This window comes from Mucilaginibacter sp. Mucisp73 (genome assembly GCF_059491465.1).
Genome location: NZ_CP168507.1, coordinates 5877430 through 5902504 on the forward strand (window position 1 = coordinate 5877430; position 25075 = coordinate 5902504).

At 47.5% G+C, this 25075-nt stretch carries 15 protein-coding genes; 1 reads left to right on the forward strand and 14 read right to left on the reverse strand.

What is annotated here, in order from left to right; genetic code table 11:
* Nucleotides 1–430: 430 nt before the first annotated feature.
* From ACEN82_RS24310 to ACEN82_RS24360, 11 genes are all read right to left on the reverse strand, one after another.
* Nucleotides 431–661, reverse strand: a complete 231-nt coding sequence (locus ACEN82_RS24310; RefSeq protein ID WP_229701671.1) for a hypothetical protein — start codon at nucleotides 659–661, stop codon at nucleotides 431–433.
* 55 nt (nucleotides 662–716) lie between these two features.
* Nucleotides 717–1652 carry a DUF6268 family outer membrane beta-barrel protein gene (locus ACEN82_RS24315; protein WP_188833666.1) on the reverse strand — a complete coding sequence of 312 codons (936 nt, stop codon included), beginning with the start codon at nucleotides 1650–1652 and terminating at the stop codon, nucleotides 717–719.
* Nucleotides 1653–1944: 292 nt separating this feature from the next.
* Nucleotides 1945–2559 carry a peptide chain release factor H gene (prfH, locus tag ACEN82_RS24320; RefSeq protein ID WP_413321543.1) on the reverse strand — a complete coding sequence of 205 codons (615 nt, stop codon included), beginning with the start codon at nucleotides 2557–2559 and terminating at the stop codon, nucleotides 1945–1947.
* A 2-nt stretch (nucleotides 2560–2561) separates the two neighbouring features.
* Nucleotides 2562–3962 (reverse strand): RtcB family protein, encoded by a 1401-nt coding sequence (locus tag ACEN82_RS24325; RefSeq protein WP_413321542.1) that lies wholly within the window; start codon nucleotides 3960–3962, stop codon nucleotides 2562–2564.
* A gap of 5 nt (nucleotides 3963–3967) precedes the next feature.
* Entirely contained in the window at nucleotides 3968–4699 is a 732-nt protein-coding gene (locus ACEN82_RS24330) for a hypothetical protein (protein ID WP_413321541.1), read from the reverse strand.
* A gap of 460 nt (nucleotides 4700–5159) precedes the next feature.
* Nucleotides 5160–6434: an alginate lyase family protein gene (locus tag ACEN82_RS24335; protein WP_413321540.1), complete on the reverse strand. Its 1275-nt coding sequence runs from the start codon at nucleotides 6432–6434 to the stop codon at nucleotides 5160–5162.
* A gap of 299 nt (nucleotides 6435–6733) precedes the next feature.
* Nucleotides 6734–8812 carry a glycoside hydrolase family 43 protein gene (locus ACEN82_RS24340; protein WP_413321539.1) on the reverse strand — a complete coding sequence of 693 codons (2079 nt, stop codon included), beginning with the start codon at nucleotides 8810–8812 and terminating at the stop codon, nucleotides 6734–6736.
* 63 nt (nucleotides 8813–8875) lie between these two features.
* Nucleotides 8876–10477 (reverse strand): glycoside hydrolase family 43 protein, encoded by a 1602-nt coding sequence (locus ACEN82_RS24345; protein ID WP_413321538.1) that lies wholly within the window; start codon nucleotides 10475–10477, stop codon nucleotides 8876–8878.
* 12 nt (nucleotides 10478–10489) lie between these two features.
* Nucleotides 10490–12127, reverse strand: a complete 1638-nt coding sequence (locus ACEN82_RS24350; RefSeq protein ID WP_413321537.1) for an alpha-L-fucosidase — start codon at nucleotides 12125–12127, stop codon at nucleotides 10490–10492.
* A 124-nt stretch (nucleotides 12128–12251) separates the two neighbouring features.
* The gene (locus ACEN82_RS24355; RefSeq protein WP_413321536.1) at nucleotides 12252–14102 is read right to left on the reverse strand and encodes a beta-L-arabinofuranosidase domain-containing protein; all 1851 of its coding nucleotides are present in this window, start codon (nucleotides 14100–14102) and stop codon (nucleotides 12252–12254) included.
* A 293-nt stretch (nucleotides 14103–14395) separates the two neighbouring features.
* Entirely contained in the window at nucleotides 14396–16402 is a 2007-nt protein-coding gene (locus ACEN82_RS24360) for an alginate lyase family protein (RefSeq protein ID WP_413321535.1), read from the reverse strand.
* 513 nt (nucleotides 16403–16915) lie between these two features.
* Between ACEN82_RS24360 and ACEN82_RS24365 the strand changes: the two genes are divergently transcribed.
* Nucleotides 16916–18916, forward strand: a complete 2001-nt coding sequence (locus ACEN82_RS24365) for a family 43 glycosylhydrolase (RefSeq protein WP_413321534.1) — start codon at nucleotides 16916–16918, stop codon at nucleotides 18914–18916.
* A gap of 137 nt (nucleotides 18917–19053) precedes the next feature.
* Here ACEN82_RS24365 and ACEN82_RS24370 read toward each other — a convergent pair whose 3' ends face one another.
* The 3 genes from ACEN82_RS24370 to ACEN82_RS24380 all read right to left on the reverse strand — a co-directional run bounded on the left by ACEN82_RS24370 (nucleotide 19054) and on the right by ACEN82_RS24380 (nucleotide 25068).
* Nucleotides 19054–20124: a glycoside hydrolase family 43 protein gene (locus tag ACEN82_RS24370; RefSeq protein WP_413321533.1), complete on the reverse strand. Its 1071-nt coding sequence runs from the start codon at nucleotides 20122–20124 to the stop codon at nucleotides 19054–19056.
* A 171-nt stretch (nucleotides 20125–20295) separates the two neighbouring features.
* Nucleotides 20296–22746: a glycoside hydrolase family 95 protein gene (locus ACEN82_RS24375; protein ID WP_413321532.1), complete on the reverse strand. Its 2451-nt coding sequence runs from the start codon at nucleotides 22744–22746 to the stop codon at nucleotides 20296–20298.
* Nucleotides 22747–23148: 402 nt separating this feature from the next.
* The gene (locus ACEN82_RS24380) at nucleotides 23149–25068 is read right to left on the reverse strand and encodes a RagB/SusD family nutrient uptake outer membrane protein (protein WP_413321531.1); all 1920 of its coding nucleotides are present in this window, start codon (nucleotides 25066–25068) and stop codon (nucleotides 23149–23151) included.
* Nucleotides 25069–25075: the final 7 nt, after the last annotated feature.

The following is a 25075-nucleotide window of genomic DNA, read 5'->3' on the forward strand; positions in this document are numbered from 1 at the left end:
TTTAAAATGGTTTGATAAAATCTTATTGAAAAAGCCGTCATTGCTGTAACGAAGCAATCCCCGGTTAGCAGAGTTGCTCCGTATAGTTCGGGATTGCTTCGTTTCTTATAATGGCATGATTGTAAGCTATTGATTATTAAGTATATTTTTCGATTGATTTTATAGATTTGGGCGTTGCCTGCGGCCCGGGCTTTACGTTACAAGTCCTCGCTTTTCCCGCCCGCAATCCCAATCCACGCTGTGGGCTTTACACTGCAATCCTTAACGCGGCCCCACACATAATATCCCTAAAATATATTTTACATGCCATAACGGCTTTTTTCAGGTTACCTTGATGCTTTCTCAATGACGCGTTTCATCTGTTTTTTAACAGCTCTTCGGGTTTATTTGACAAGCGAACAGGAATACAAGCATTATAATCCGGGTATGTTTATTCGAGCGGCTGGCATTTGTAGCCATAATCTTTAAGGATGCCCACGACCGATTGCGGTGAAACATCCGGGCCCTCTATCCTCAATACTTTATCACAATCTTCCAGGTCAAAATTTACACTGCTATTGGTAATGCGGTTTTGGAGCAGGCCTACCAATTTTGCTGCCTGCGCCGGATCCTCAACATTTGTTTTAAAAACCTCGACCATTAAATTAATAGTTGTTTCCATTGCTGCGGTTGATTGATGTTATACGTTGATAAGGAATACTTGCGCCTGCTTCGGGTTAAAACCGGTAGCTGATCCCCGATTCGACGGTGAAGCCGGTCTTTTTTAATTCGGCCAGGGGAACACGTTTGTTCAGGTCGTTAAATGGAGCCCAGTTAACTTTTTGATCTTTGTTGTACAAGTCAAGCTGCTGCACAAAATTGTAACCACCGCTTATTTGTACCGAAAAGTTTTTAGCCAGCTGGTAATTATAAAAAAGCGTGTTTTTATACTGCTGTACCTGTAAATAATTTGACCCGGTTTTTTTTGATAGGCGATACGAGCCCCCGCCAATGCCAAAGTCGCTGCTGAAACCAATGATACTTTTATCGTTGAGCTGGTACTTTAATTTTTCGGAAACGGGCAGGGTGCCGCTAAGGCTCAGTTTTTCGCTGATCTGCCATTCTATCCCGATAACCGGTAGCAGTATCGTACCAAAAAACTGCCTTGAATAACCCACACCTACGGCGTAGGAAAAGGTTTTAGACTTACGGATCTTGAGCATGGCAAAGCCTGAATATAGCATGTCTTCGCCCGAAACATCTTTCAGGTCGGATGATAAGGTAGGGATTGCTGATACCAGCAGCGCGTACTTTGCAGAAAACGATTTTTGAAAAGTGATGGGCACCGAAATAGAATAAAAATCAGTACCGCCGAATGATTTTCCTGTTCCGGATAAGGAAAGCCCGCTGTAACTAACGCCGGCAAGTAAAAAATCAAGCTTTCCGTCCCTGAAATTATTTATCAGCGGTACGTTGAGCGAAGCATTCACTTGCCTGATGTTCATGTTTTTATTTTTAACGGTAAACGGCGAGTAGGAGTAACCGGCATCAAATGATCCGATTTTGGGCTTAAATACAGAATCGGCATTGGTTGCCGTTTTTTGCTGGGCACCTGCAGTAAATTTAAACGAAATCAAAAAGATAACAAGATAGATCAGAGATGTTGCTTTCATAGCATTTGTGTTGTTAAGACGATTATTAAAATTTGTCTCTTAAACACGCCTGAAGCGTTTTACCCTCATTGCTGTTGATGATATTTTTTTAAAGTGGATTTGGATGGGTGGGGTGGGTTATGTAAAAATAAAATTGATTCAAAATCGAGGCTAAAGTAAAAAAGCGGCCTTCAGGTTGAAGACCGCTTTTTTATCAGATGGAGAATATCAGGATATTCAAAACCTCTAAAACAACAGCCAAACGCCGTTTTGAGGCTTTTACGAAAAAACCCGGTTACTTTTGTCGCCTGTTTTAAATTACTGCCCTGATGGTTTTAACCGGATTACCACGCTCCAGGGCGTTATGCTCCTGCCATTGGCTTTGCTGTTGCTCTATCAATTGTTCTGTTTGCCAGATCAGTATTTTGGCTTCCAGCCGGGCTAAACAAAGCTTTTTGTTTTCGAGCTGCGACCGGGTATCCATTGCCATAACTTGCAGCCCAGATGGTAAATGGGTTCCCCGAACCGCGGTTTCCACTTTGTTTACATTTTGACCGCCTGGCCCCGACGAACGACAGGTTTCTAGCTTTACATCTTTAGGGTTCCATTGCATCAGTTCTTTTACGTCAAAAACAGATACGCCCACAAACCAGTTTTTACGTTTATGGTATTTTCGATACGGACTTTGCGCTATCCATTGTACAGTGCCGGTCCATTCTTTTACAAAGGCATCCAGGTTATTACCTGTAGCCATCATCATAGCGGATAGTAAAGTGCCGTTTAACCCGCCGGCTTTGTTTTCCAGTACTTCAAGCTGAATGCCTTGCTGTTTGGCTTGCTTCAACATCAGGTTTTGTACGCGGGCTACAACCCGGCAGCATTCTGCCGGGCCTTTGCCTGAAGTGATTTGTATCATCATCTTTTTCATCACTACTCCTTATTCATCCGAACGATACGTGGATAAAACTTGCCCTGGATATCAACCAGGTCGCTTTGCCTCGCCATTACGGCCTCGATATCCTTATAAGCTAAGGGGTTCTCTTCAACGGTACCGCCAATTAAGGTTACACCTGCATTGGTCAGCAACTTTTTCATGGCCGAAACCGTCATGCTGTCCTTAGCCTTTTGCCTGCTCATGGCCCGGCCGGCACCGTGCGATGCAGAATATAAAGCATCATTTGCACCTTTGCCCGATACCAGGTAAGCCGGCGTGGTCATGCTGCCGGGGATAATACCCAGCTCACCTTGATGCGCTGGTGTCGCTCCTTTGCGATGAATAATAACATCCCGGCCGTAGGCCAATTGATCTTTCCAGGCAAAGTTGTGGTGGTTCTCTACTACATGTAAAGCTTTCAAGCCTAAAGCCTTTAACAGGTTGGCGTGTATGCGCTCGTGACAAGCTTTGGCATAATCTCCGGCCAGGGTCATGGTTAACCAGTATTCCTGGCCCGCCTCACTGTTCATATCCAACCAGGCCAGTTGCTGTGCGTGGCGCGGAAGTTTGCAGGTATTCATGGCTATCTGCGTGTACTGCCTTGCTATTGCCGAACCTAAACCCCGGCTGCCCGAATGTGTTAACAAGGCTGTGTACTTTTTAGCGGGTAAACCTAAAGCGTTATCAGCAAAAAGTTCGATCTCGCCAAACTCCACAAAGTGGTTTCCGTTGCCCGAGGTGCCTAATTGCCGTACCGCCTTACTTCGCAGCGGTTTCAAAAATGGGATCTCATCAAATACCCTGCTATCCAGCACTTCATGCTCCTGCCTTACATCCAGGCCTCCTTCCATACCAAAATGAGTATGATTTTTTAAGGCTTGTTTAATTTGATATTCGAACCTTTTTAGAAAACCGTCGCTCTCATCGATAATCGACAGCGCCATGCGGCAGCCAATATCCATACCTACAGCATAGGGAATTACCGCGTTGTTTGCAGCGAGTACGCCACCAATAGGCAAACCAAAACCCATGTGCGCGTCAGGCATTAATGCACCTTGAACGCTTACGGGCAGCATATTAGCCAGCTCCATCTGTTTTTTGGCCGATTGCTCAATGCCCTTGCCACCGTAAGTTTTGCAGTACACCGGTTCATCACGCAGTGCAAACGTTTTAAAGGATGGTGCGTCCGTTTTGCCAATTACCTTTTCGGCTATCTTGCTTGTTAGCTCATCATCCAGAAATGCTTCCGGATCGTTCTTAATATCCACCAATAGGTCCAGTAGCTGCTGCTTACTATGGTGCTTGAAATTTTTAGAGATTATACCAATAACCAGGCTTCGCAGCTGATCATTATGATAACCTATTTTACTTAAATCTTTTGTTCTTAAATTGCCCATGTGGGTTATCTTTCTAATTCCAGGTAAGCTTCTTTACAGGCATACCTTGGTGTGTTTTTAAATTTGTTAATGTATTTTGGCCGGTCGTTAAACTCATCTTTCCAGCGATAGCTCCGGCCACGGGTTAACAGGTTAATGCGCGGCCATAAGTAGTTGTTACCAATGTGTTCGTCTATCCACGCTAACTCCGTTTCAATATCCGTATCGATCATTTTAATATGCGTAACCATATGCGGCGCTACCTTTAGCACATATCGCCAGGGCTCGGCAAACACGTATTTTACCTCGGTACGGTAGGTTTTAACATCAAAAGTTTCAACACGGGTAAAGCAAACCTTTTCCTGCTCGGTTAAATTGATCCTGTTGATATCCCAGCTATGTTGCGACAGCTCACGCAGCATTTGCGGTTTTGCCTGGTACACATAACGTTGTTTGCGTCGTTTTTTCCGTTTGAAGGATTTGTCCTGATGATATTCAACCGTGTTAATTTTCATTAATAAGGCTTCATAAAAGTCCTTCCTGGGGTTATGCTTCTGGTCATCCCGCAACACAAAAAAACGTTTCCAGCCACGTTGATACGGGTGTTCAAGCGCAACCATAGGCAAAAGCCTTCTTTGCTCACTTAGTTCATCACGCCGTTTGTACAGATGTATCAGTTGTTTATCCCGACCGGTTTTAACGAGCCGCCTTTTGCGCCGTGCCGATTTGATACAGCGCGGCCATTCATGTGTGTTCATCACACTTTCATTTAATTTTCCTGAATTTGATTTTTGATCTCAGTTCGTCCTTGAGTAAGGATATACCCTTTTTAGAGCGCTCAAAAACCCCAGTGAATTTGGGGGGCAGGCAAAATAATGCACAGGTTACTGATGCAACCGTTTAATTATTTAATAAAATACAGGGTTTGCCTGCCTGATCAGGCAATGAGCGAAAGGGGCGATATGTAGATTTGCTCTGTCATGATTCCTTGATATTTAAAAGATTAACAAATCAGGAATTGGATGCAAAGATAGAATTTAATTCGAAATATCAAGAAGCGGCTATTTAGTTTGCAGGTTTGGGTCGCAACGTGGCTACAATTTCCATCGCCAGCGCTTGTTGCTTATGATTTAAACTGCGCGTATCTATTATCATAGAAAAGCACTGGTTTCGTCGATATTTGACAAAGCCAGTGCAGCCTGTTTAGTTGTTTGTTGTTTAACGGGAGAAGGTTAGTGTGCCAAAGCCTAATTGATCATAGCCGCCACTATTACCTCCGTAATCGCCACCTCCTCCTTCGGGGCGTACTTTAGTTGCAAATTGGGTAGTATAGGTGGCTGTTTTCCCCTTTACTTTAACATAGTAGTTATAAACAAGTTCCCAACCCGGGCGAACATTCCCCCGGCCTCCGCTTGAAATAACGGTTTGGTTTGAATTTTCACAGTTATTATAAGTTGTATAAGGAACAGTGTTGGTTGTATTGATGTTGTAAGCCGCGATATATTCGCTTACTCCCAAAAGCGGCGGGTTAACATGGTTCCAGGGATTATAGTCGAAAAAGTTTTGCCCCTGGTTGTATAACATCTGGCAAAAAGTGCCAAAGAGCGGAACTTCCATGGTGGCGTGCCCCTGGTCTCTTCCGGCTTCCTGCGCCTGGTCCATTCCGTTGGGATAGGTGGCGGTGGTTACACGCCCTATATACGCGGTACCGACACCACTGTGCTGGTAATAATTGATAGCGTAATTAACTTTACTGATATCATCACAAAGAATGCCAATGGCCAGCACGGTACAAAGGTTTGACATATCCCAATTTAACCAGTAATGTGTTCCGCAGGTATTGTTATGCCTCGCCAGGAAATCGCTTGATACGGGATAATAAACATTAAGCATAAAGTTTTTAAAAGCGGTAAAATCGGATGCCGACCAGCCACTGTAGCTACGCATAATTTCAGCCGCGTTGGCCCATTGGTAACCCTGCAGGCCGGCTGCAAGCTGTTTGTTACTATCGCCGTCAATCAGTTTGCATTTTGCGGCCCACGCGTTCATAATAGCTACGGCATTATTCCCGCAGGCGGTATCGCCCTTAATTTTCCAGCGTAATGCATTTTGATAAGCCGCGGCCGCGTCCTGGCAAGCCAGTATATAATTCTCGCCCTTTCCGCTTGCCGCCTTCCCGCGCACAATAGTATCTACCGGCCTGGGAACATACGTAGCAGATGAATGACCGTTAGCGACGAGCTTGTTCCAGCCGTCGAGCCAGGGTTGCGCCCCGGCATTCACCTTGGCCGTCATCCGGGCAAAATCCGCTGCCGAATGCAGCATTCCCGGGTGAACAATGGTTGTTACGCTGCCTAACGAATATGACGTTAAATTTTTGCCTGCTACACTGTCTTTACCGCCGGTTGTTACGCTCTGAACAGATACCGGTTTGCTGCATCCGCAAAGCGAGGCTATGACACAAATAGCCAATTGAATTGATTTACTTTTCATTTTGTAGATATAATTAAATTTAATGAGCAATATTTTAGCTTATAATCTGAGCAAAACTCCATTATAAGACAATAAAGCAAATTGTTTATACTCTCCAGAATTAATATTAATCAAAAATTAAATTTTAAATCGAATTGGTGTTAAATCAAAGGGTTCACATCCTGTGTTTATAGGTAAATAAGGGAGGGCACCAGTTCAAAAACAGCTAAGTTTTTTCATAGACAGGCATCGCTGGCCAATGAAACAGCCGATAATTGCACCATATAGCCCTGCATCATACAGGTAAACTTGCCGCGGGTTTATGGGGCAATTTCCCGCCAGCTAAAAACGGTACCATCTTTTTTGCCGGGCAGGGTTCCGGGCCAGTCGGCCCCATACAATTCGCCGGTATGGGGGTTCAGGCCCACAAAACGGTTGGTATGTAATGACAGCAGCATGCACTGGCCCCGCAGCATATCCTGCCACAGCAGCAGGCTGGCGGCAGTTTCCTTCTGAGTGAGCCGAACATCGGCCGCCATACCCTGGCCGGTAATGGTTACAAAGCCGGTACCGTTCATGGCCTGCAGCACAACGCGGCCATTTCCCCGGTCAATCACCCTGAAATTGCAGCCCACGTCTTTTTCGTTGGTCCGGTAACTCCGTCCGGGGACGAGCATGCCGTGGGGATCGGCCCGTACCATGCGGCCGTCGGCCAGGTTGGTTAATGTAATTGTTTTTCCGATGGGCAGGTTTTTGGATCGGTCAGCCAGGGGCTCCTTCAGTTCAAATTTACTGAATGCGGCTATGCCGCCTTCTTTATTTTGGGTATTATAGGCAAACAGCGCAAAACGGGTACCCTGGAATGTTTTTAACTGGTAAGGCAGGCGAATGGTATCGCCAAGGCTTTCAAACCCCGTTCCGTTAATGCTGTAGCTCAACCTGGCAATATCGTTATCAAAATCGCCAAAAGCCCGTAAGCTCACCTGCGGCGATTGTAGCGGCTTATCAATAGTTTGATGCTTATACTGGTCAAAAAAGCGCAGCGTATACCCGTTACCCTCACGCAGTACGGCCACCCAGGCGTAGGGGATGTTCATCAGGCCTAAACCGGCGATATCTCCTTCCTTCAGGTGCGAGGCATCCAGGATTACTGTAGCTTCGCTCTCGGGGCCTACGCAGCGTTGGGTAAGTGTGTTGTGTGCCCATAAAAAATCTTTTGCGGGCAGGGTGCGCAGCTGTAGTTCGCCGGCTTTAAGTTTCCAGTGAGTGTTGATGGGGTTATGGTTCCACTGCCAGGCGGATACCAGCCGGCCCGATTTAAAATCGTCGCTCCGCACGTAAGGGGCATGCGGTGCTGATGTGTTAGGCTTAAACCAGGTTTTGGGCGAGCGGCCCTGGTTGCCCGCCAGGCCGAAGTAAGGCCAGCCATCCTGCCAGGTAACAGGCGAGAGGAACGTAGTGCGGCCCACCGACCTGAAGTCCATCATCGAAAAGCCCCACCACTGGCCATTTGGCAGATCTACAATACCGCCCTGGTGCATGGGCACGGAGGCTAACAGCTGGTCATTACGCTTAACCATGGTCAGGTTTTCGGTGGGGGAAGGTACAGGCGTGCCCTGGCCCATATTGTTGGTAAACCAGCCCAGCGAGGTGCCCATGGTCTCTTTGGCGCTTATCACCGTAGTTTCGTAAGGGCCGTAGATATTGGCAGACCGGGCGCACTGCAAGCGGCCGCCATCGGCATTGGTGATGTAATATTTACCGTTGATTTTATAAAAATGGTTGCCTTCGCCCATAGCCTCGGTTCGTGCGATGAGCAGCCTGTCGGTATTGGGTTCAAAGCCGCTAAGGTCTGGCTTGAGTTCAATCATCCTGATTTCGCTTTGCCCGTAAACGATGTAGATCCTGTTGTTTTCGAACAGTACCGAAAGGTCATAAACAGGCTTTTTAAGGTCATATTGTTTCCAGGGGCCGGCCGCGCTTTTAGCGGTAAATACCTGCAGGCCGTGCCGGTTTATGTTGGAGAAAATATAAAATGTACCGTTGTGGTACCTGATACAGGGCGCCCAGATCCCCTGCCCATAAGCTTCTTTACCGTTGCGCAGGTTAAAATCATCGCTGTCGTCAAAACGCGGAAGTGCGTAACTCACCAGCCGCCAGTTCACCAAATCGGTAGAGTGCAGCACCGGCAGGCCCGGTACGCTATGCATGGTGGTACCTGTGATGTAGAAATCGTTATTTACCCGGATCAGGTCGGGATCTGAAAATTCGTCGTAGAACAACGGGTTGGTGTAGGTGCCGTTACCGTTGTCGGCCGTCCAGGATTGCGCGGCGGCCGGGGCCGTGGTCAATATACTGTAAACGAATAATAATTGCAGTGCGGATATTAAGCGGATCATCGGGTTGGTAGGGATTATGCATGTTATAGGGTCAGTCAGTCTGCACCCCTTTTAGAGCTGTTGTTAATTGGAATATTGATAGTGCAGGTAATCAACATCAATAAAACCGGCATCTTGCAGATCGTTAAAACTGTAAATGGCCAGCCTGTCGCCCCTGTAAGATCCCCATCTTAACTGATAGGTTTCGCCAATGGGTTTAAAATTCCTGCCATCCGTGCTGTACGTAAAATTACTTTTGCCATCCAGGCCCCACACTGTGCGTAACCAAATGCTATTGCCCTTGATGATGGGGCCGTCGGTTACGGCATTTTCAGTAAAAAACTGCAACTGTTTACCGCTGCTGGTTTGCACTACACCGGCCGCCGCATAATGGGGCGCACCAAAGTGCGATAGCCCGGCGCGCTGGCCGTTAGCCATACCGCTCAGGTCAATTTTAACGGTGGCTTCGTTGGCACCGGTGCGGTAGCAGCGCTGGGTTATGGTGTTACCGGCATACAGCAAATCGTTTTTGAGCGGTTTGAAGGCGTGCAGCCTGAGCCAGCCTTTTCGTTGGGTTAAGGACCATTTGCCGGCGCGGGGCTGGTAGTTCCATTCCCACTGTGGTCCCGGCGTGTTGCCGGTAAACTCATCCGAGCTTTGCGGAACAGCCCGGCCGGTGCCGGTTACGGGCATGGGGGCCTGCCACACCATTTCGCCAAGGCCCGCTGCGTTAAGCTGGCCAATGATAGGCCAGCCATTAGTCCAGGTTACAGGTAACAGGCTCAATATCCGGCCCGACCAATCGCCCGAGCCATGATGGGTCAAAAAGTACCACTTACCGTCAGCTGCCTGCACTAATCCGCCCTGGTTGGGTTCGTTAAATTGCGGCTGACCTTCGCTCAATTGCTGTGGGCCTTCGTAAGGGCCCCGGATATCTTTGGCCCGCTCCATCATGAGCACCCTTACGTTGTTGCGCACCTCGCTAAACAGGTGGTAATAATAGCCATTAATTTTGTACAGCTTGTTTGCCTCGCTGCCCTGCGACTGGTAGATCACCTTGTCGCTTTCCCGGTCAATCACCGAGCCATCGGCCGACATTTTAAACAGGTGGATTTTATAGTTGTCGGCAAACCTGGTGCCTATCAGGTAGCCCTGGCCGTCATCATCCCAAAACGGGCAGCAGTCGTCCCAGCCTTTTTCGCTCAGTACATGTTTTAAAGGTGCCCAGGGGCCTTCGGGCCGTGTGGCTGAACTCATAAAATAGCCCTCGTCCGGATCACCGAAGTAGATCCAGAAACGGTTGTTATGATAGCGTATGGCCCCCGCCCAGATCCCACGGCCATAACGGTCCATTTTGGTGTAGTTCATAGCCGGCGAAATCACCGAAATATCGTTGACGGCGTGGCCCAGGATGCGCCAATTAACCAGGTCCCTGGAGTGCAGGATCACAAAACCAGGCGAATACTGAAACGTAGATGATACGGCATAATAGTCGGTACCCACCCGGATGCAATCCACATCGCTGTAATCACCGGGTAAGACAGGGTTACGGTAAGTACCGTCGGGTTGGTCGCCCCAGTTAGTCCAGTTGCCCCATAGCGGGGCTAATTGTTTAGGCTGGCAACTGGCTTTATTAAAACAAAGCAGGGCTAAAACAAGGCCCGCAATAATGATTTGACGATCCATAATCTGCAATAATCAGGCAACAGCGCCGTTAATTTCAAATACATAGGCAATATCACCGGGTCGGTTTTGCATCAGGTTAATTTTGAGTCCCGTCTCGGTTTGTTCAAAATTGAGCGGAGCATCAGCACCCAGCAAACTTACGCGCTGTACTTTAGGTACATTGTTAAGCGCCAGTTTTTTGATAACGGCTTCGTTATTATCAGGCCAGCCCAGCATGGTAGCATACAGAACTTTATCCTTTTTGACAAACCTGAAATCGGCTGCACTAAAAGGTTTGCCCTTTCCCTCGTTAAACCCTTGCATGTTCAATGGCGCTGCATCTTCAATAGCCGGGCCTTCACCAAAGGTGGTCCATGGGCGGGTGTTGTAAATGCTCTCGCTGTTGATGCGCATCCAGTCGGTAATGCCTTCTACCACGGCGCGTTCTTTAGCATCAATTGTGCCGTTGCCGCGCACCGGAACGTTCAACATAAGGTTGCCATTTTTACTCACTACATCAACCAATGTATGTATGACCGTTTTAGCAGTTTTATAGCCGTTGTTATCGTACAAAGAGCGTTCGTAATGCCAGTTGCCCAGGCAGGTATCTGTTTGCCAGGGTTCGGGCTCTATGCTGTTGCTCTGCCCCCGCTCTATATCCCAGGCCATACATTTGCGCTGCTGCTCGTTCAGCATTTTTCCAAACAGAACAGCTTCCAACTTACCGTGACGTTTGATACTGGTGTTATACATGTGAGCGGCTATGCGAAGCCCGGCATCGCTTATGGGCCATAATGGCAACACGGTATCGTCAAAATAAATAACGTCAGGACCATATTTATCGAGCAGCTCGATGGTACGCCGATAGAACTTTTCACAATACGCATTGGATGGCATTGATACACCGTTGCCCCAGGCCCACTGTTTATGGATCATGCCGTTATCCTGGCTATTTTCGCTCAGCGGATGATTTTGCGCGTACAACTCCTGCGGGTCTTCACCTTCCCACCACTTGCCTTTGCCATCGGCTTTAGTGAGGCTGCCATCGTATGGCACTCCGGCCAGCGGGCCGGCTTTGTCGGCCCGCCGGGCGGTTTCCATCCAGCTCCAGGCATGGGCGGCGTGTACGCTCACGCCGAACCGCAGCCCGTTATTTTTTGCCGCCTTGGCCCATCCGGCTATAATATCTTTCTTAGGGCCCATTCGGGCGGAATTCCATGGTTGATGTTTGCTGTCCCACATGTCAAAGTTGTCATGGTGATTGGCCATCGCCATAAAATATTTGGCGCCTGCTTTCTTATAAAGCCCTACCAGTTCTTCAGGGTCCCAATGGTCTGCCTTCCATTCATTGATCACATCCTTGAAGCCAAATTCTGAGGGATGACCATACTTCTGCAGGTGGTATTTATTTTTCCGTCCGCCCTCCATATACATTTCCCGTGCATACCAATCACCCTGTTCGGGCTGGCACTGTGGCCCCCAGTGTGCCCACATCCCAAATTTGGCATCTCGAAACCACTCGGGCACCCGGTATTGTGCCAGCGAATCCCAGGTTGGTTTAAACGGACCTGCAGCGTACGGCGCTTTCAACAACTGGCCTGCATAACTTTTGGAAAGGTAGAACGACGACAGCCCTAACGCCATACTTTTAAGTACATTTCTTCTGTTCATTTGATATTCAGATATGTTACAGCGTTAAGACAGCATACTTATTTGTATGCGGACTAACAGCTGAAGTTTAGTTTTTATAATTGGCTTGGCAACCGTTGTGTTGTACGTGATACATAACGGGTGATCAATAGTTCCTGATTGTTGCGTAAACACCATACGATTGCTGGCTGATCTCGCTTAACGGGCGCAAAACAAATGTCTTTTCGCCGTTCTTCAACCGGAAAGCATTGCCACCTGCAGCAGTTGTGTTTTTTAAGATGTCATCCCTGTGTCCCTTCAGGATAAATTCGGAATCCGTTTCAGCCGCCAGCATAAGCGGGCCATAAAAAATAGCAAAAACGTTTTCATCATCGGGCATTGGCTTCAGGTAAAACTCGTAATGGAATACCAGTCTGATCTTGTCGTTGGTCTTCCATTCCCGCTGCAATGACAGATAAGAACCCGGCGCAGCATTCACCGCTTGCTTCTGATCATTGATGTACACCTCAAATTTTTTTGACCAGTCGGGTATCAGCAGCTTAACGGTAAGCCCGGCTTTTTTCACCTCTTTGAAAGTAAATTCTGCAGCCGGGTCCGTCGGGAAGTTTCCGCTTTGTTCTAAAACAAGCGATCTGGCTTTCCAGTTTAACCGGGAGGGGATATACAAATTTACCCATAAGGTGGAATCGTTGTGGTAATAGATACCGCTGTTTAAGGCTGCGAATGCTTCAACGGATGAGCCGTTACAGCAGCGGAAGTCATCGTTTTGCAGAAACTTTTTTGTTTGCGGGGAGCCTAAAGGTAAATGGTAAACCACTGCGCCGTTTTGGGCATTTTGAATGGCCATGGTTGAATTGTAAAAGGTGTTCATGTAAGCATCCGCGTATTTGGCATCGCCGCTCCAGGAAAACAGCATCGCTGTGAGTTTTTGCGTATTGTGTGATACGCACGATTCGGCGATCTCTTTCGTCATCGTGTTGCTGAGGTGGTCAGGTACGCCCCAGTGTTCGGAGGTCAGCGATGTTGGTGTAACTACGTTCGGGCGCGGGCCGCTGCTGGACCCGTTGGCGTAGGCATGATGAGCGGTCAGCATATCCCAAAAATTTTGTGCGGCATGCTGATACAGCGTATCTCCGGTAATGATATAGCGTTGCGCAAACCCGTTCACCAGTACGATATGGGTGTTTGCATGAAGACCTGAAAGGATATCCTGGTTGTTTGCCAATGGTTTGAGAAGCCAGTCCCTGTCAAAAAGCCTGGCCAGGGCCAGGTGCCTGGAGTTATGGGACACTTCGTAAAGCTTATACAATACATCGTTCATACCGCCTGCCTCGTTAGACGGGTTGGCCTCCGGGGTATAAAGCATTTTGTCAATGGCCTCCGGGCTGAGCTTACTCATTCTTCGGTCAACGTAAGCCGCCATGTCATTCACCATAATGTATGCTTTCCGGTTACCTGTACGGACGTAAACGTCCAGTAGCCCCTGCATAATTTTATGGAGGGTATAATAGGGCGCCCATACGCCTCCGTACTTTTGCTCAAGCGTGTCAAAATCTTTTTCCGGGAACGCGCTCAGGTAACCATTGCCAAAAGCCTGCTGGCATTTGTACAATTCGTTAACCATGTAACTGAGCCGGCGCATTGCTGCCGTATCCTTATCCCTTTCTGCCAGCATCGCAACGGCAGATAAGTAGTGGCCTGTGAAATGTCCCCTGAGGCCAACCCCGGGGGCTTCCCACCCTGATAATGGTTTGGCTGTTGAGGGCAGCCCGGCATTTACCCGGAAATTATGGAGCAGCCTGTCAGGATCAAGTGACAGCAGGTATGCTGTGTTTAACGCTTCCCGTTGTTTTACCCAGGACGGTTTTAATACGACCGCTTCATCCGGGAATGGCGAAATCTTAGTGCTTGCAAGCAGGTAAGTATCGCTCTGGCCGTATGCAAGGCGACCTATTGAACATAGTATTAAAAAAATCAGGGAAAGCTTAGTTTTCATTTTTCCGGTTTAAAATTCTGTAACATCATAACCAGTTTAAACAAAGTTTATAATTGCACCTCAATTGACCCGGCTTATCAAGTCCTGTAAAAATCCGGGCTTTTCAACCGCAGGCATACCAAAATTGATGGTGCAACCAGCAGATATGATCGCGGGTTTGTTTGCTCAGGCTAAATGGTTGATACGAATTTATGGGTATCAAAAAGAATATTGTTGTTCCAAATAGACTTTTTGTTATATAAACCCGACCTGACGATGTCAGCATTTCTGGCTATACTAATATTTTTAAAAGGTTATTCTAACCTAACCTGATCAAACCTGACCGTTGTAGATACCGCTTCAAGGCCTGAAAAAACAATTATGCCGGCTTCTGTCAGCGATAGGTTTCGCGCAACAGTCCCGATCAGTTGCCACTCTTTGCCATCCGCGGAATAAAACGCGTTTACCTGGTTTTGTTCCTGAACCAACTTCAACCAGCAACCGCCCGTCATGCGGTTAAAAGATACGACGGGCTCTTTTATATCGAGCGTCGCTCCCACCTGTGTTAAACTGTCGCCCGGGTGAAGCCGAGCCGTACAGGTTACTACCCATTTTGGAGCCTCAAGTTGTTGCGAAACTTCTGGATAGATCAGCAAATTTACTCCGGTCCCCTTTTCCTTTGCAGACTGCCGGAACGAAATGCCGAAACCGGTGAACTGCGAAGTCAACTGTGGCTGGTAATGAATGGCGAGCGTTTGATAAGGCACTAATTTGTGATGGATGTAGGTAGCCTGCTCTTCGTTTCGGGTAAATCCCATGCCGGTACCTTCAACAGTAAAACCAGAATCCAATGACCGTGCTTGTCCTTTTTTTGATTTGGGGTCGAGATCGGTAACCGACCATCCGGCGGGCAATCCCGCTGTAACAGCAGCAGGACAGGCGTCCATACTTTTACCTTTATTATTCACCGCCGATACCGTATACACATACTTGCGCCCCGAGGCTACGTTTTTATCCTGAAACTGTGCATTAGTAACCCTGGTGGAAATTATCTTAAACATTCCTTTCCTATTGACTGCCCTTTTAACCTGATAAAAAGTGGCTCCCCGTACCGGTACCCACGTCAATTGAATGGACCCATTCTCGGGCACGGCCGTCAATCCCGACGGTGTGCACGGCGTAACCATTGTATAAGGATCAATAGTTTGCAGGCTGCGTGAGTACAATAAAGTACCAAAGCCAATATGGTCTGCACCTGGCGTGCCTTGCGGTTCCGGCCGTACCTTTTCAGCAGCTTTCCGCGTAAAAGTGGCCGTTTTATTCGCCCGGTGAACATAGTGATTAAATACCTCTTCATAAACCGCACGCAGTTTGCCGCGCCCTTCTGTAGCTATCTGCGCATGCAAATATTTTCCGGTCCGGTCCATTGCAGGCAAATAGGGGACATCCTCCCCCAAGTTATATTTCGCGGTATACTCGAAGCCCCTGAGCAGGCGATCATTGAGTATACCGTAAAGGTTTAGTCCCTGTTGCCACGCTATCTCGGCGCAATCGGCAAGATGCGCAATACCTAATTGCGTATGCGACTGGTCTCTTCCGCTTTCCTGGCACTGTCCTTCTTCATTAATAATATAATTAGGAAGGCTGCCGTTGCCTTCGCCGTATTGATAGTAAACAATCGCGCGTTCAAACATTGGCCGGTCATTGCAGAATACTGCTATGGCCATCATTGTTTTTAGTGCAGCTGAATCCCAGTTGCCGTTGGCAAAAGGTGCAAAATCTTTAATAACCGGATAAATCACTTCTTTAAAGTGCTTCTCAGCCTGCTTAATTTTGACAGGTGCCCAGTTTGAATTGGTATAGCGCAAAATTTCCGCGGCATTAACCATTTTGAACGGCCCAAGACCGGCCATTAATACGGCGTCACGGCCTGTTATGGATTTTAATGTCGATGCCCAGGCATCAACAATTTGTTTTGCTTTTTCCGCATAACGTTGATCGGCTGTTATGATCCACATGATGGCGTTCTGATAGGCCGCATTGGCGTCAGCATCATAAACACCCTGGCCCACGGTAGGATTTCGGCCAACCATCTCCATTGGCCCCTGCATTTTATAATCGAACTGCGACTGGCGATTCTCTTTTAATTCATTATAGCCCGTAAAAATGGGCTCAATGCGCATGGCAACGCCGTTTTTTATTCTGGCCAGGTCTTCGCGGCCTTGAAGCAGCCCCGGATGGACAAACTGTTGTGCTGTTGAAGTTTGAAAGCAAAACAACAGCGCTGAAGCATTAATAAGATACCTGACAACTATTTTCATAAACGTGTCTTAAATAATTAAAATTGAATATTTTTTTAATTCGCCGAAAATTTAAACCAACCGGCCCTGCGGATATTACAAAAGGCCCGGTAATACGCCAATTGTGCCTAATGTTTATCATTTGTTATAGTCATTATAAGTGACAAATCGGACGCCTTGCACACGTTCAGCCCGGAAGATACTCACTATATCAGCAAGAAAGCACACAGTACAACTCTTAACAGTTTTTATAAAAAAGGCACATACAGGAAAGACATTTTTTACCTTTTTTTATACTCATTACTATTGCCGCAATGACTTAAAAATGGAACAATAGTCTTGTTTTGATAATTCGGCACCTTTGATCATGTCACCTAAAGTCTAATGACAATATGGATAATCAGCTATTCGAAATCTGCAACAAGCGTTATCAATATGGCGGTTTTGCACATTCGTTGTACGATTAGTTACATACAGGACATCCGGGCCAACGCTGTAATCATATTTTTAGGTCTTATATTCATTTGTACACTGATGACTTTCAAATCCATTATTTCCCGTTGTAGTTTAATAGTTGTTTGTTCTTTCTTCTGGTATCATGGCGCTATGGCCCAGTTCAATAAGGTTGAAGATATCAAGCCGGCCCCTTACCCCCAGGATGCAGCAACCCTGGTTAGAACTTATGTCAATCCGGTGCTCGCCGGGGATCATCCGGATCCGACACTCTTAAAGGTTGGCGATGACTTTTACATGTGCGGCTCCAGTTTTCATTTCGTCCCTAACTTACCGATTCTCCATTCCAAAGACCTGTTGCATTGGGAGCTCATTTCAAGGGTTGTGCCCGCGGATTGGGATGAGTTAAAGTCCGGGGCGCCGGGTGCCGGCATTTGGCAAGGCGCAATAACCTATTTTTATGGCGTTTATCGTATTTATTTTTCAAACAGCGCAGGGGGCGGGCAATACATGTCAAGCGCAACCAAACCGTCGGGCCCATGGTCTGCGCCTGAAAAAGTTAAAACAACCCCGGATACAGGGCCTATCGGCTACGATAATTCTATTTTCGTAGATGACGACGGCACACCTTACATGATCATTAAAGCCAGTCAGACAGCTAACCGCATACAGCAGATCGATCGTTCCGGCCACCTGACAGGCAAATTGATTAACCTGGACTGGATCAATCACGACAAGAAATATAGCTGGGCTGAGGGCCCTGTGATGTGTAAAAGAGACGGCTGGTATTATTACTTCATGGCTGGTGATGTTACAGGCGGGCAGTACGTACTTCGTTCAAGATCACTTACTGCGGATTCAGCGAAATGGGAGAACCTTGGAAAAATATTCGCATTTTCAAAAGATCCGGATAACAGGTTCAGATCAGTCAATCACATGTCGTCTCCATTTCGGTTAAGTGACGGTACCTGGTGGTGTATCGCTCAAAGTTACGATGCGCCCAAAGGGGATGACTGGAGCGGCCAGGGAAGGCAGGACCTGATTTTGCAGGTTCAGTGGACAGCCGACGGCCGTCCGTTTGTTCCTTATCCCTCAGATATGCCCCTTACACGTCCAAATCTTACAAATAACGGCCTGGCCTGGCGCTTACCGAGGTCGGATGAATTTTCAAGTTCAAATTTGTCGTTGTATTGGCATTTTTTCAACAAGAACGCTGCACAACAGTATTCAATCACTGACAATAAAGGCTGGCTTAGGCTTAAGCCGAAAATTGGCAGGACCCACATTCTGCAAAAAGAGGCGGGACATTATTATTCGCTCGTTACGCGGGTAAGGCTGAATGCCCTGGCATCGGGACAAGAGGCGGGGATTTACCTTGCTTCCGGCAATGAATCGGTAAACGTGCGTCTTTGTACGGGGTTTGAAGAAGGCAGAAAAACATTCAATTTCGCGATGGGCAGCCAGTCGTTCAGCACAGAAAACAAAATTGGGGAAAGCGTATGGCTAAAGCTGGAGCGAAAAGCGCATGAGCTAACCGGTTACTACAGTTCTGATGGTCTGCAATGGCATCAAATCGGTACGGTCATCAATGCAAGTGAACTGGACAAAGCCCAGCCTAATTTTAATTCGTGGGTAGGTACCAGCCTGGGCCTTTTTGCTGAAGGCAGGGAAGCTGATTTCGATCTTTTCGTTTATAAAGACGGTTATTCGGAGCAGTCTTTAGCAGGTGCCAATAATTATTGGGGCGTTACGTTATCTCAGGTTGATGGCGCTATCTTAAACAATGATGCCGGAGGTTGGGTGATGCTGGGCGGAGTGGATATGGGGAGAGGGACAAACAAAGCAACCAGTATTTCTTTGACCGCCGCGGCGCTTAGTAACGGCAGCGTTGAAGTATGGATCGAAGACCTAAACAAAGACGGCAGGAGAATCGCGGTTATACCGGTTAAAAGTACAGGCTCATTGAATAAATGGTCGGCCATATCTGCAAAGATACCCGCCATTGCCGGTCAGCATGATCTATATGTTAAGATAAAAGGATCTAAGAATGCTTTGGCAATAAGATCATTATTGTTTAAATAAGCTGTCCCTGCCCCAAACTAATTGATCATAAAGGCAGGCGCTCTCAGTGCTTTCCGATTGCTATCCATGGGCGGAAAAAAGGTAATAAATTAATTAGCTACGGTCTTCAATTGAACCAAAGACCGTAGCTAATTAATTTATTTTGATTTAAACGGGTCAATCAGGGCAATACTGCCATCTGAACGGTGGTAAAGCGGCGTTACCTTAACATTTCTCAGGTGTGTTTTGCCGGAAATTTCCGTGTCGTGGTAAAACAGGTACCATTTTCCTTTAAACTCTACGATAGAATGGTGCGTGGTCCAGCCCTGCACCGGTTTCAAAAATATTCCTTTATAGCGGAAGGGGCCGAATGGCTTATCACTTGTAGCGTATGCCAGGTAATGCGTGTCGCCTGTAGAGTAGGTGAAATAGTATTTGTCTTTAAATTTATGCATCCAGGGCCCTTCAAAAAAACGCCTGTCATGGTCTTTTCCCAGCAGCGGGCGCCCGCTCTCGTCCAGGATAATAACATCCTTCACCGGCCCCTCAAAATGCTTCATATCCGAACTTAGCCTGACCACTTTACAGCTGAGCGCCGGGGCGTCGTCGTTCTGAAGGTCGGTTTTGGAACCGTTGGGCTGGTATTTACCCGTGGCCCATTGCTGTAACTGACCTCCCCAGATACCGCCAAAATACATATAACTTTGGCCATCCGAGTCTGTATAAACCGCCGGATCGATACTAAAACTGCCTTCAATCGGCTGTGGTTCCGCTTTAAAAGGCCCGGCGGGATTTTTGGAAGTAGCGACGCCAATACGGAAAACATCTTGTTTATCCTTCACCGGGAAGTAAAGGTAGTATACGCCATTTTTGTAAGCACAATCCGGCGCCCATAGCTGCCTTCCCGCCCAGGGGATATTTTTTATATCGAGGGCTACCCCGTGATCGGTCACCGGCCCGTTGATATGATCGAGCGAAAGGATATGATAATCCCTCATCGCGAAGTGATCGCCGCTGCCGTTGTCGGTTACGGCTGTGTCAATGTCATGAGAAGGGTAAATATAAATTTTACCATTGAAAACATGTGCGGAGGGATCTGCGGTATAAATCGATCTGATGAGGGGAGGAGATAAAAAGGTTTGTTTTTGTTTTGTTTGGGCGGCGGCCTGATTTACGGTGAAAACCGCCGCCATGAGTGTGCAGATAAGTTTAAATTGGGTTTGTTTCATCTTTGTTAATATTGTTTTCCAAAGGCAGCAGGCAGAGCATTTATACTTCGATGTTTAATTTGACGGGGCTGGATAGCCCGGGTTGTCCGGCATTTTTTTATCATATCGCCGGCCAATTGCCTGTTATATGCTTATAGCGGAATTGCTACCACAACTCATCGTATTAATTACTCAAATAACGCGGTATGTTTTACCTGCCAGGGTTGGAAGATCATATAAATAACTTTTCGGGAGTTTTACGCTTAAATCTTTATCGTTTTTTTTGATAATGGGTTGCGCGATGTCGGTGATGCGGTAGAATCGATTGCTGTTAACCCCGGTCGCTTTTTTTAACATCCGGTTGTTCAGCAGTTCGTTAACACGCAGCCGGCAATTCCCGCCAAGGGCCGAATGTATAACGAGTTTTGTTAGGTGATGGCCTGACCATGCCAGGTCTATCTTGAATCCGCCACGGGCCATCAGTCCGTTTACACTGCCTTTATCCCAGTCGTCGGGCATAGCAGGCAGCAGATAGATCGCAGCATCATGGCTTTGCATCAACATTTCGGTGATCCCCGAAGTGCAGCCAAAATTGCCGTCAATCTGAAAGGGGGGATGTGCATCAAATAAATTGGGATATGTACCGCCGGATCCGGTCATGACCGGTTTTATCTGATCTTTGATTAGCTTGTAAGCGTGATTGCCATCCAATAACCGGGCCCACAAATTAATCTTCCAGGCCATTGACCAGCCGGTAGATACGTCACCACGGTATACCAATGAATTTTTGGCCGCGGCAAATAATTCCGGATGTATAAAAGGAGAGATCTGGTTTCCCGGGAAAAGTCCGTAAAGGTGCGATACGTGGCGGTGATTGTCAGTTGGCCGGTCAAGGTCGTCCAGCCACTCCTGCAATTGCCCGTACCGGCCCACCTGCATTGGCGGCAATTTTTCGCGCAGCGCTTTCAGCGAATCGGCAAATGTTTTATCCGTATTCAGGTCTGCCGCAGCATATATAACATCTGTAAATAAGCCATATACCAATTGGTTATCCATCGTGGTCCCGGCAGCAACCGAAACCTCATGGCTCCCGGTTATATATTCGTGTTCGGGCGAAACGGACGGGCTTACGACGAGCCAGCCATGATCCGGTTCTTTTTGCAACACATCAACGAAATAAGTAGCGGCACCTCTCATTACCGGGTAATATTGCTTCAGAAATTTTTTATCTCCTGTGAAAAGATAATGCTCCCACAGATGCTGGCACAGCCAGGCATTTGCGGTTGGCCATAAACCCCAGAATGCGCCATCCACTATACCGGTAATCCGCCAGATGTCTGTATTATGATGAAGCATCCAGCCCCTTGCCCCATACATCTGCCTGGCTGTCGCCTTACCGGTTACGGAAACATCTTTGATGAGGTTAAATAAAGGCGTGCCCAGTTCAGACAGCCGGGTGGCCTCAGCCGGCCAATAGTTCATTTCAGTATTGATATTGACGGTATACTTACTATCCCACGGGCCTTTCAGTTCTCCGTTCCATATGCCCTGGAGGTTGGCCGGTTGTGATCCCGGTTGTGACGAACAGATCAGCAGGTAACGCCCGAATTGAAAATACAGTTCGGCCAGCTGGGCGTCGTTGTTACCTGCAAAGTTTTGTATCCGCACATCTGTGGGCAGCTTAATCGCGTTTGTCATGCCCAGGTCCAGTTTTATCCGGTTAAAGTACGATTGATAAAACCTGATATTAGATTGGCGCAGGGTATTAAACGATTTGGAACAGGCAGCCTGCATATCGTTGCGGGCCCGCCCGGGCGCGTTTCCTGACAGGTTGTGATAGTTGATGAAATTAGTGCCGATGGAGAGATAAATAGTCGCCGTGTCTGCATGAGCGATGGTCATCCCGGAAGTATCCGTTTGTATAGTACCCCCATGATTTTTTGCACGGGCGATCATGTTAAACCTAACCTGGCCTTTTTGATTTTCGTGATCGCTGCTTTTACCTGAAAGAACGATTTCCTGGTTAGCTGCGGTAATCTCTTGTACAAGCGGGCTCTGGAGCCTTACCTTGCAATTGATCATTCCCGGTTTATCGGCACTCAGCCGTACCAGTAACACATGTTCTTTGAAAGAGGTAAAGTATTCCCGCTTATACTGAACACCTCCCGAGCTGTACCGTACTGTGGCTGTAGCATGTTCGATATCCAGGTCGCGGTAATAATTGCTGACGTCCGTTTGGCCGGGAAAATTGATATACAAATTGCCGGCGAGTTGATAGGGCATGCCGCTGTTGCCTTTCGGGCCGAGATATTTATTGGCAGCCGCCTGCGCCTCCAGGTATTTTTTTTGCGCTAAAAGCACGCGTACTTCTTCAATATGAGGCTTAGCGGCCGAATCAATGTTGTTGTTGGGGGCGCCTCCCCAGATGGTAGATTCGTTGAGCTGGATGCGTTCCTGCTGTACGCCGCCAAAGACCATTCCGCCTATAAAACCGTTTCCTATCGGCAGGGCCTCATTCCAGGTGGTCGCGGGCCTGGTGTACCATAACTTATAACGCAGATCCCGAAGAGCGGATTGATTATTTTGTCCCCAGGCGACGGCACAAAAAAGGCCTGCAATTATTGCTAAAAATGTCTTTTTCAATTTTATCAGTTTAGTTATGACAGGGGTATACAAGCCCGTGCCGGTTTGCAAGTCAGTTTATTGGGTTATAGCGCAAGTCACTTTTTTAAGTATGGCTGCTTTTTTCTTACAATATATTGACTATTAGCCTTATGAACAATATTTTATCCCCGGATTAATTGATTGATTTTCGAACAAGCTCCGTTTTAAAGAAAACAGGGTTCGCCGAATAGGCCTGCGCAATACAATTGCGCAAATGTTAAACCGGAAAGCTGAATTAAGCCGTATAAATTGCCCCTCAAACACGAGAAAGATCATCGTATAATTTATGCAAATGCTGTGCGCTAAGCATTACCGACCGGAAGAAATTAAGAGGCTGTTCACAATTGAACAGCCTCGTTAAAAAATCATTATTTCTCCAGCTTAGTAGCCCGGATTCTGGTAGGCAGCCTTATCAGCAGCGCTCATAACCAATGCATCTATCTGCCCCTGCGGAATAGGGCGAAGATAGAGATGCGAGTCGATGGAGCGTGTAACTTTAACCGGCGTATGGTCTCCAAAGGTGGTTCCTGCAATTGTAAAGGAAGCAGCAAGTTCCCCCCACTTTTGCGTCCGTACCAGATCGAACCAGCGGCCGCCTTCTGCATAAAATTCCCGGGAACGTTCCGCTAATACATAGTTCATGTCGATAACTGCGGGAGTAGCCGCCATCATAGCCTGGCTATCGTCTTCAATCTTTACTACATTACCATTATTATTGAAACGCCACTTTCCTGCGCGCGCCCGCAGCACGTTAACGAGTTCCCGTGCTGATTTTCCTGGTTTAACAGTGGCGCCTTTAACTGCGGCCTCTGCTGCGATCAGATATAGCTCCGAGAATTTTGCTATTGGATAAGGACGCGTACTACCGGCATTTGGCTGTCCCAAACCTGTGCCGTTATCTGTACGATACGGCCCCAGTTTCCAGAGTCCCGGATAAATTATCCGGCTTATATCGCCAGGGTTGACCACCCAATCTGATCTCCCTGGCAGTAACCCGGCACCAACATTCCCATTTCCTTTGGCATACACCACGTTCGGATCGTCATTATCCAGGAACGAGAGTATCGCGCCGCCCTGTGCAACGGGCAAGCCGTTGGCATTGGCTAAGGTCTGGGCCGTATTTCCGCCCTTTTGCCAGTTTCCGCGATATACGGTTGTGAAAGTTCCGTCATATCGTGAATCGTTTACTTTATCAGCGAAAGTGTTTTTCAGTACTTCAACAGTAGGGGCCATACGAACCCAGGGCCGGCCCAAATGTTGATCTGCCTCACGCAGAACAGAGTTCACCCCGCCACTGATTATATTCGGATAGTTCCAGGTCATCATCCAGCCGGCAAAGTTATCCGGAGCGCCGCCGCTTCCATAGGTCAAACTCGAACCGTTATATTTTTCACTGCTTTGAGTATGGTCTGCATAAAGCACCATTTCGCTGTTACGGTCGTTTGTTCCAACATTCACATCGTAAAATGTTGGCTGTAATTTGAACGAGCCCGGATTATCAATTGCGGTGGTGGCGATATCGTAGGCGTTTTGAAAATACCACGCAGCATCGTGTCCATTGGGATCTGTCCGGTTACTTGCGGGATAGGTCGGGATACTATTGGGATTTTGCAACCACCATGCATAAGTTAAATAGGCCTTAGACAGGAAAAGACGAGCTGCCGTTTTGGTCAGTCCGCCGGTTACCCGGCCGGTTTCCGGCAGATCATTGATCGCCTGCAGCAGATCCGGGAAAATCGCCTTTGTATAAACTTCGGGCACGGTATTACGCACTGAAGTCCTTGAAGGCGTGATATTAAATTTCAACGCTCCCGAACCCAGATCAAGCGGTACGCCACCGTAGGACTGCACCAGCAAAAAATAATCAAATGCCCTGAAGAAGCGGGCCTCAGCAATCAGAGCGCTGGAAATCCCCACGGCACTGGCGTTTTCGATTACGCCGCTGGCAGTGTTGATGTCTGTAAAAGACTCGCCCCATATGATACTGGTAGGATAACTGGTTGAAGATATGATACCCACGCCTGAGCAATCCAGATCTTTGAAGTTTCCGTCGGCGCTCTGGCCCCATGTAGCTTCATCGGTACCGGTAACACCCGAATTATAGTAATAAGCCTGCCCGTAAATATTACGCAGGTGCGCGTACATGGCTGTTAATCCACCATTTACACCCTGTACCGTTTTAAAATATTCCGGGTTGAAGGAGGAACGCGGTTGTTCATCAAGCACTTTTTTACATCCCGTAGATAACACCGTTAGCAAAAGCGTGGATTTTATGACGCTTTTTATCTTTAAAGTTTTCATGTTGATA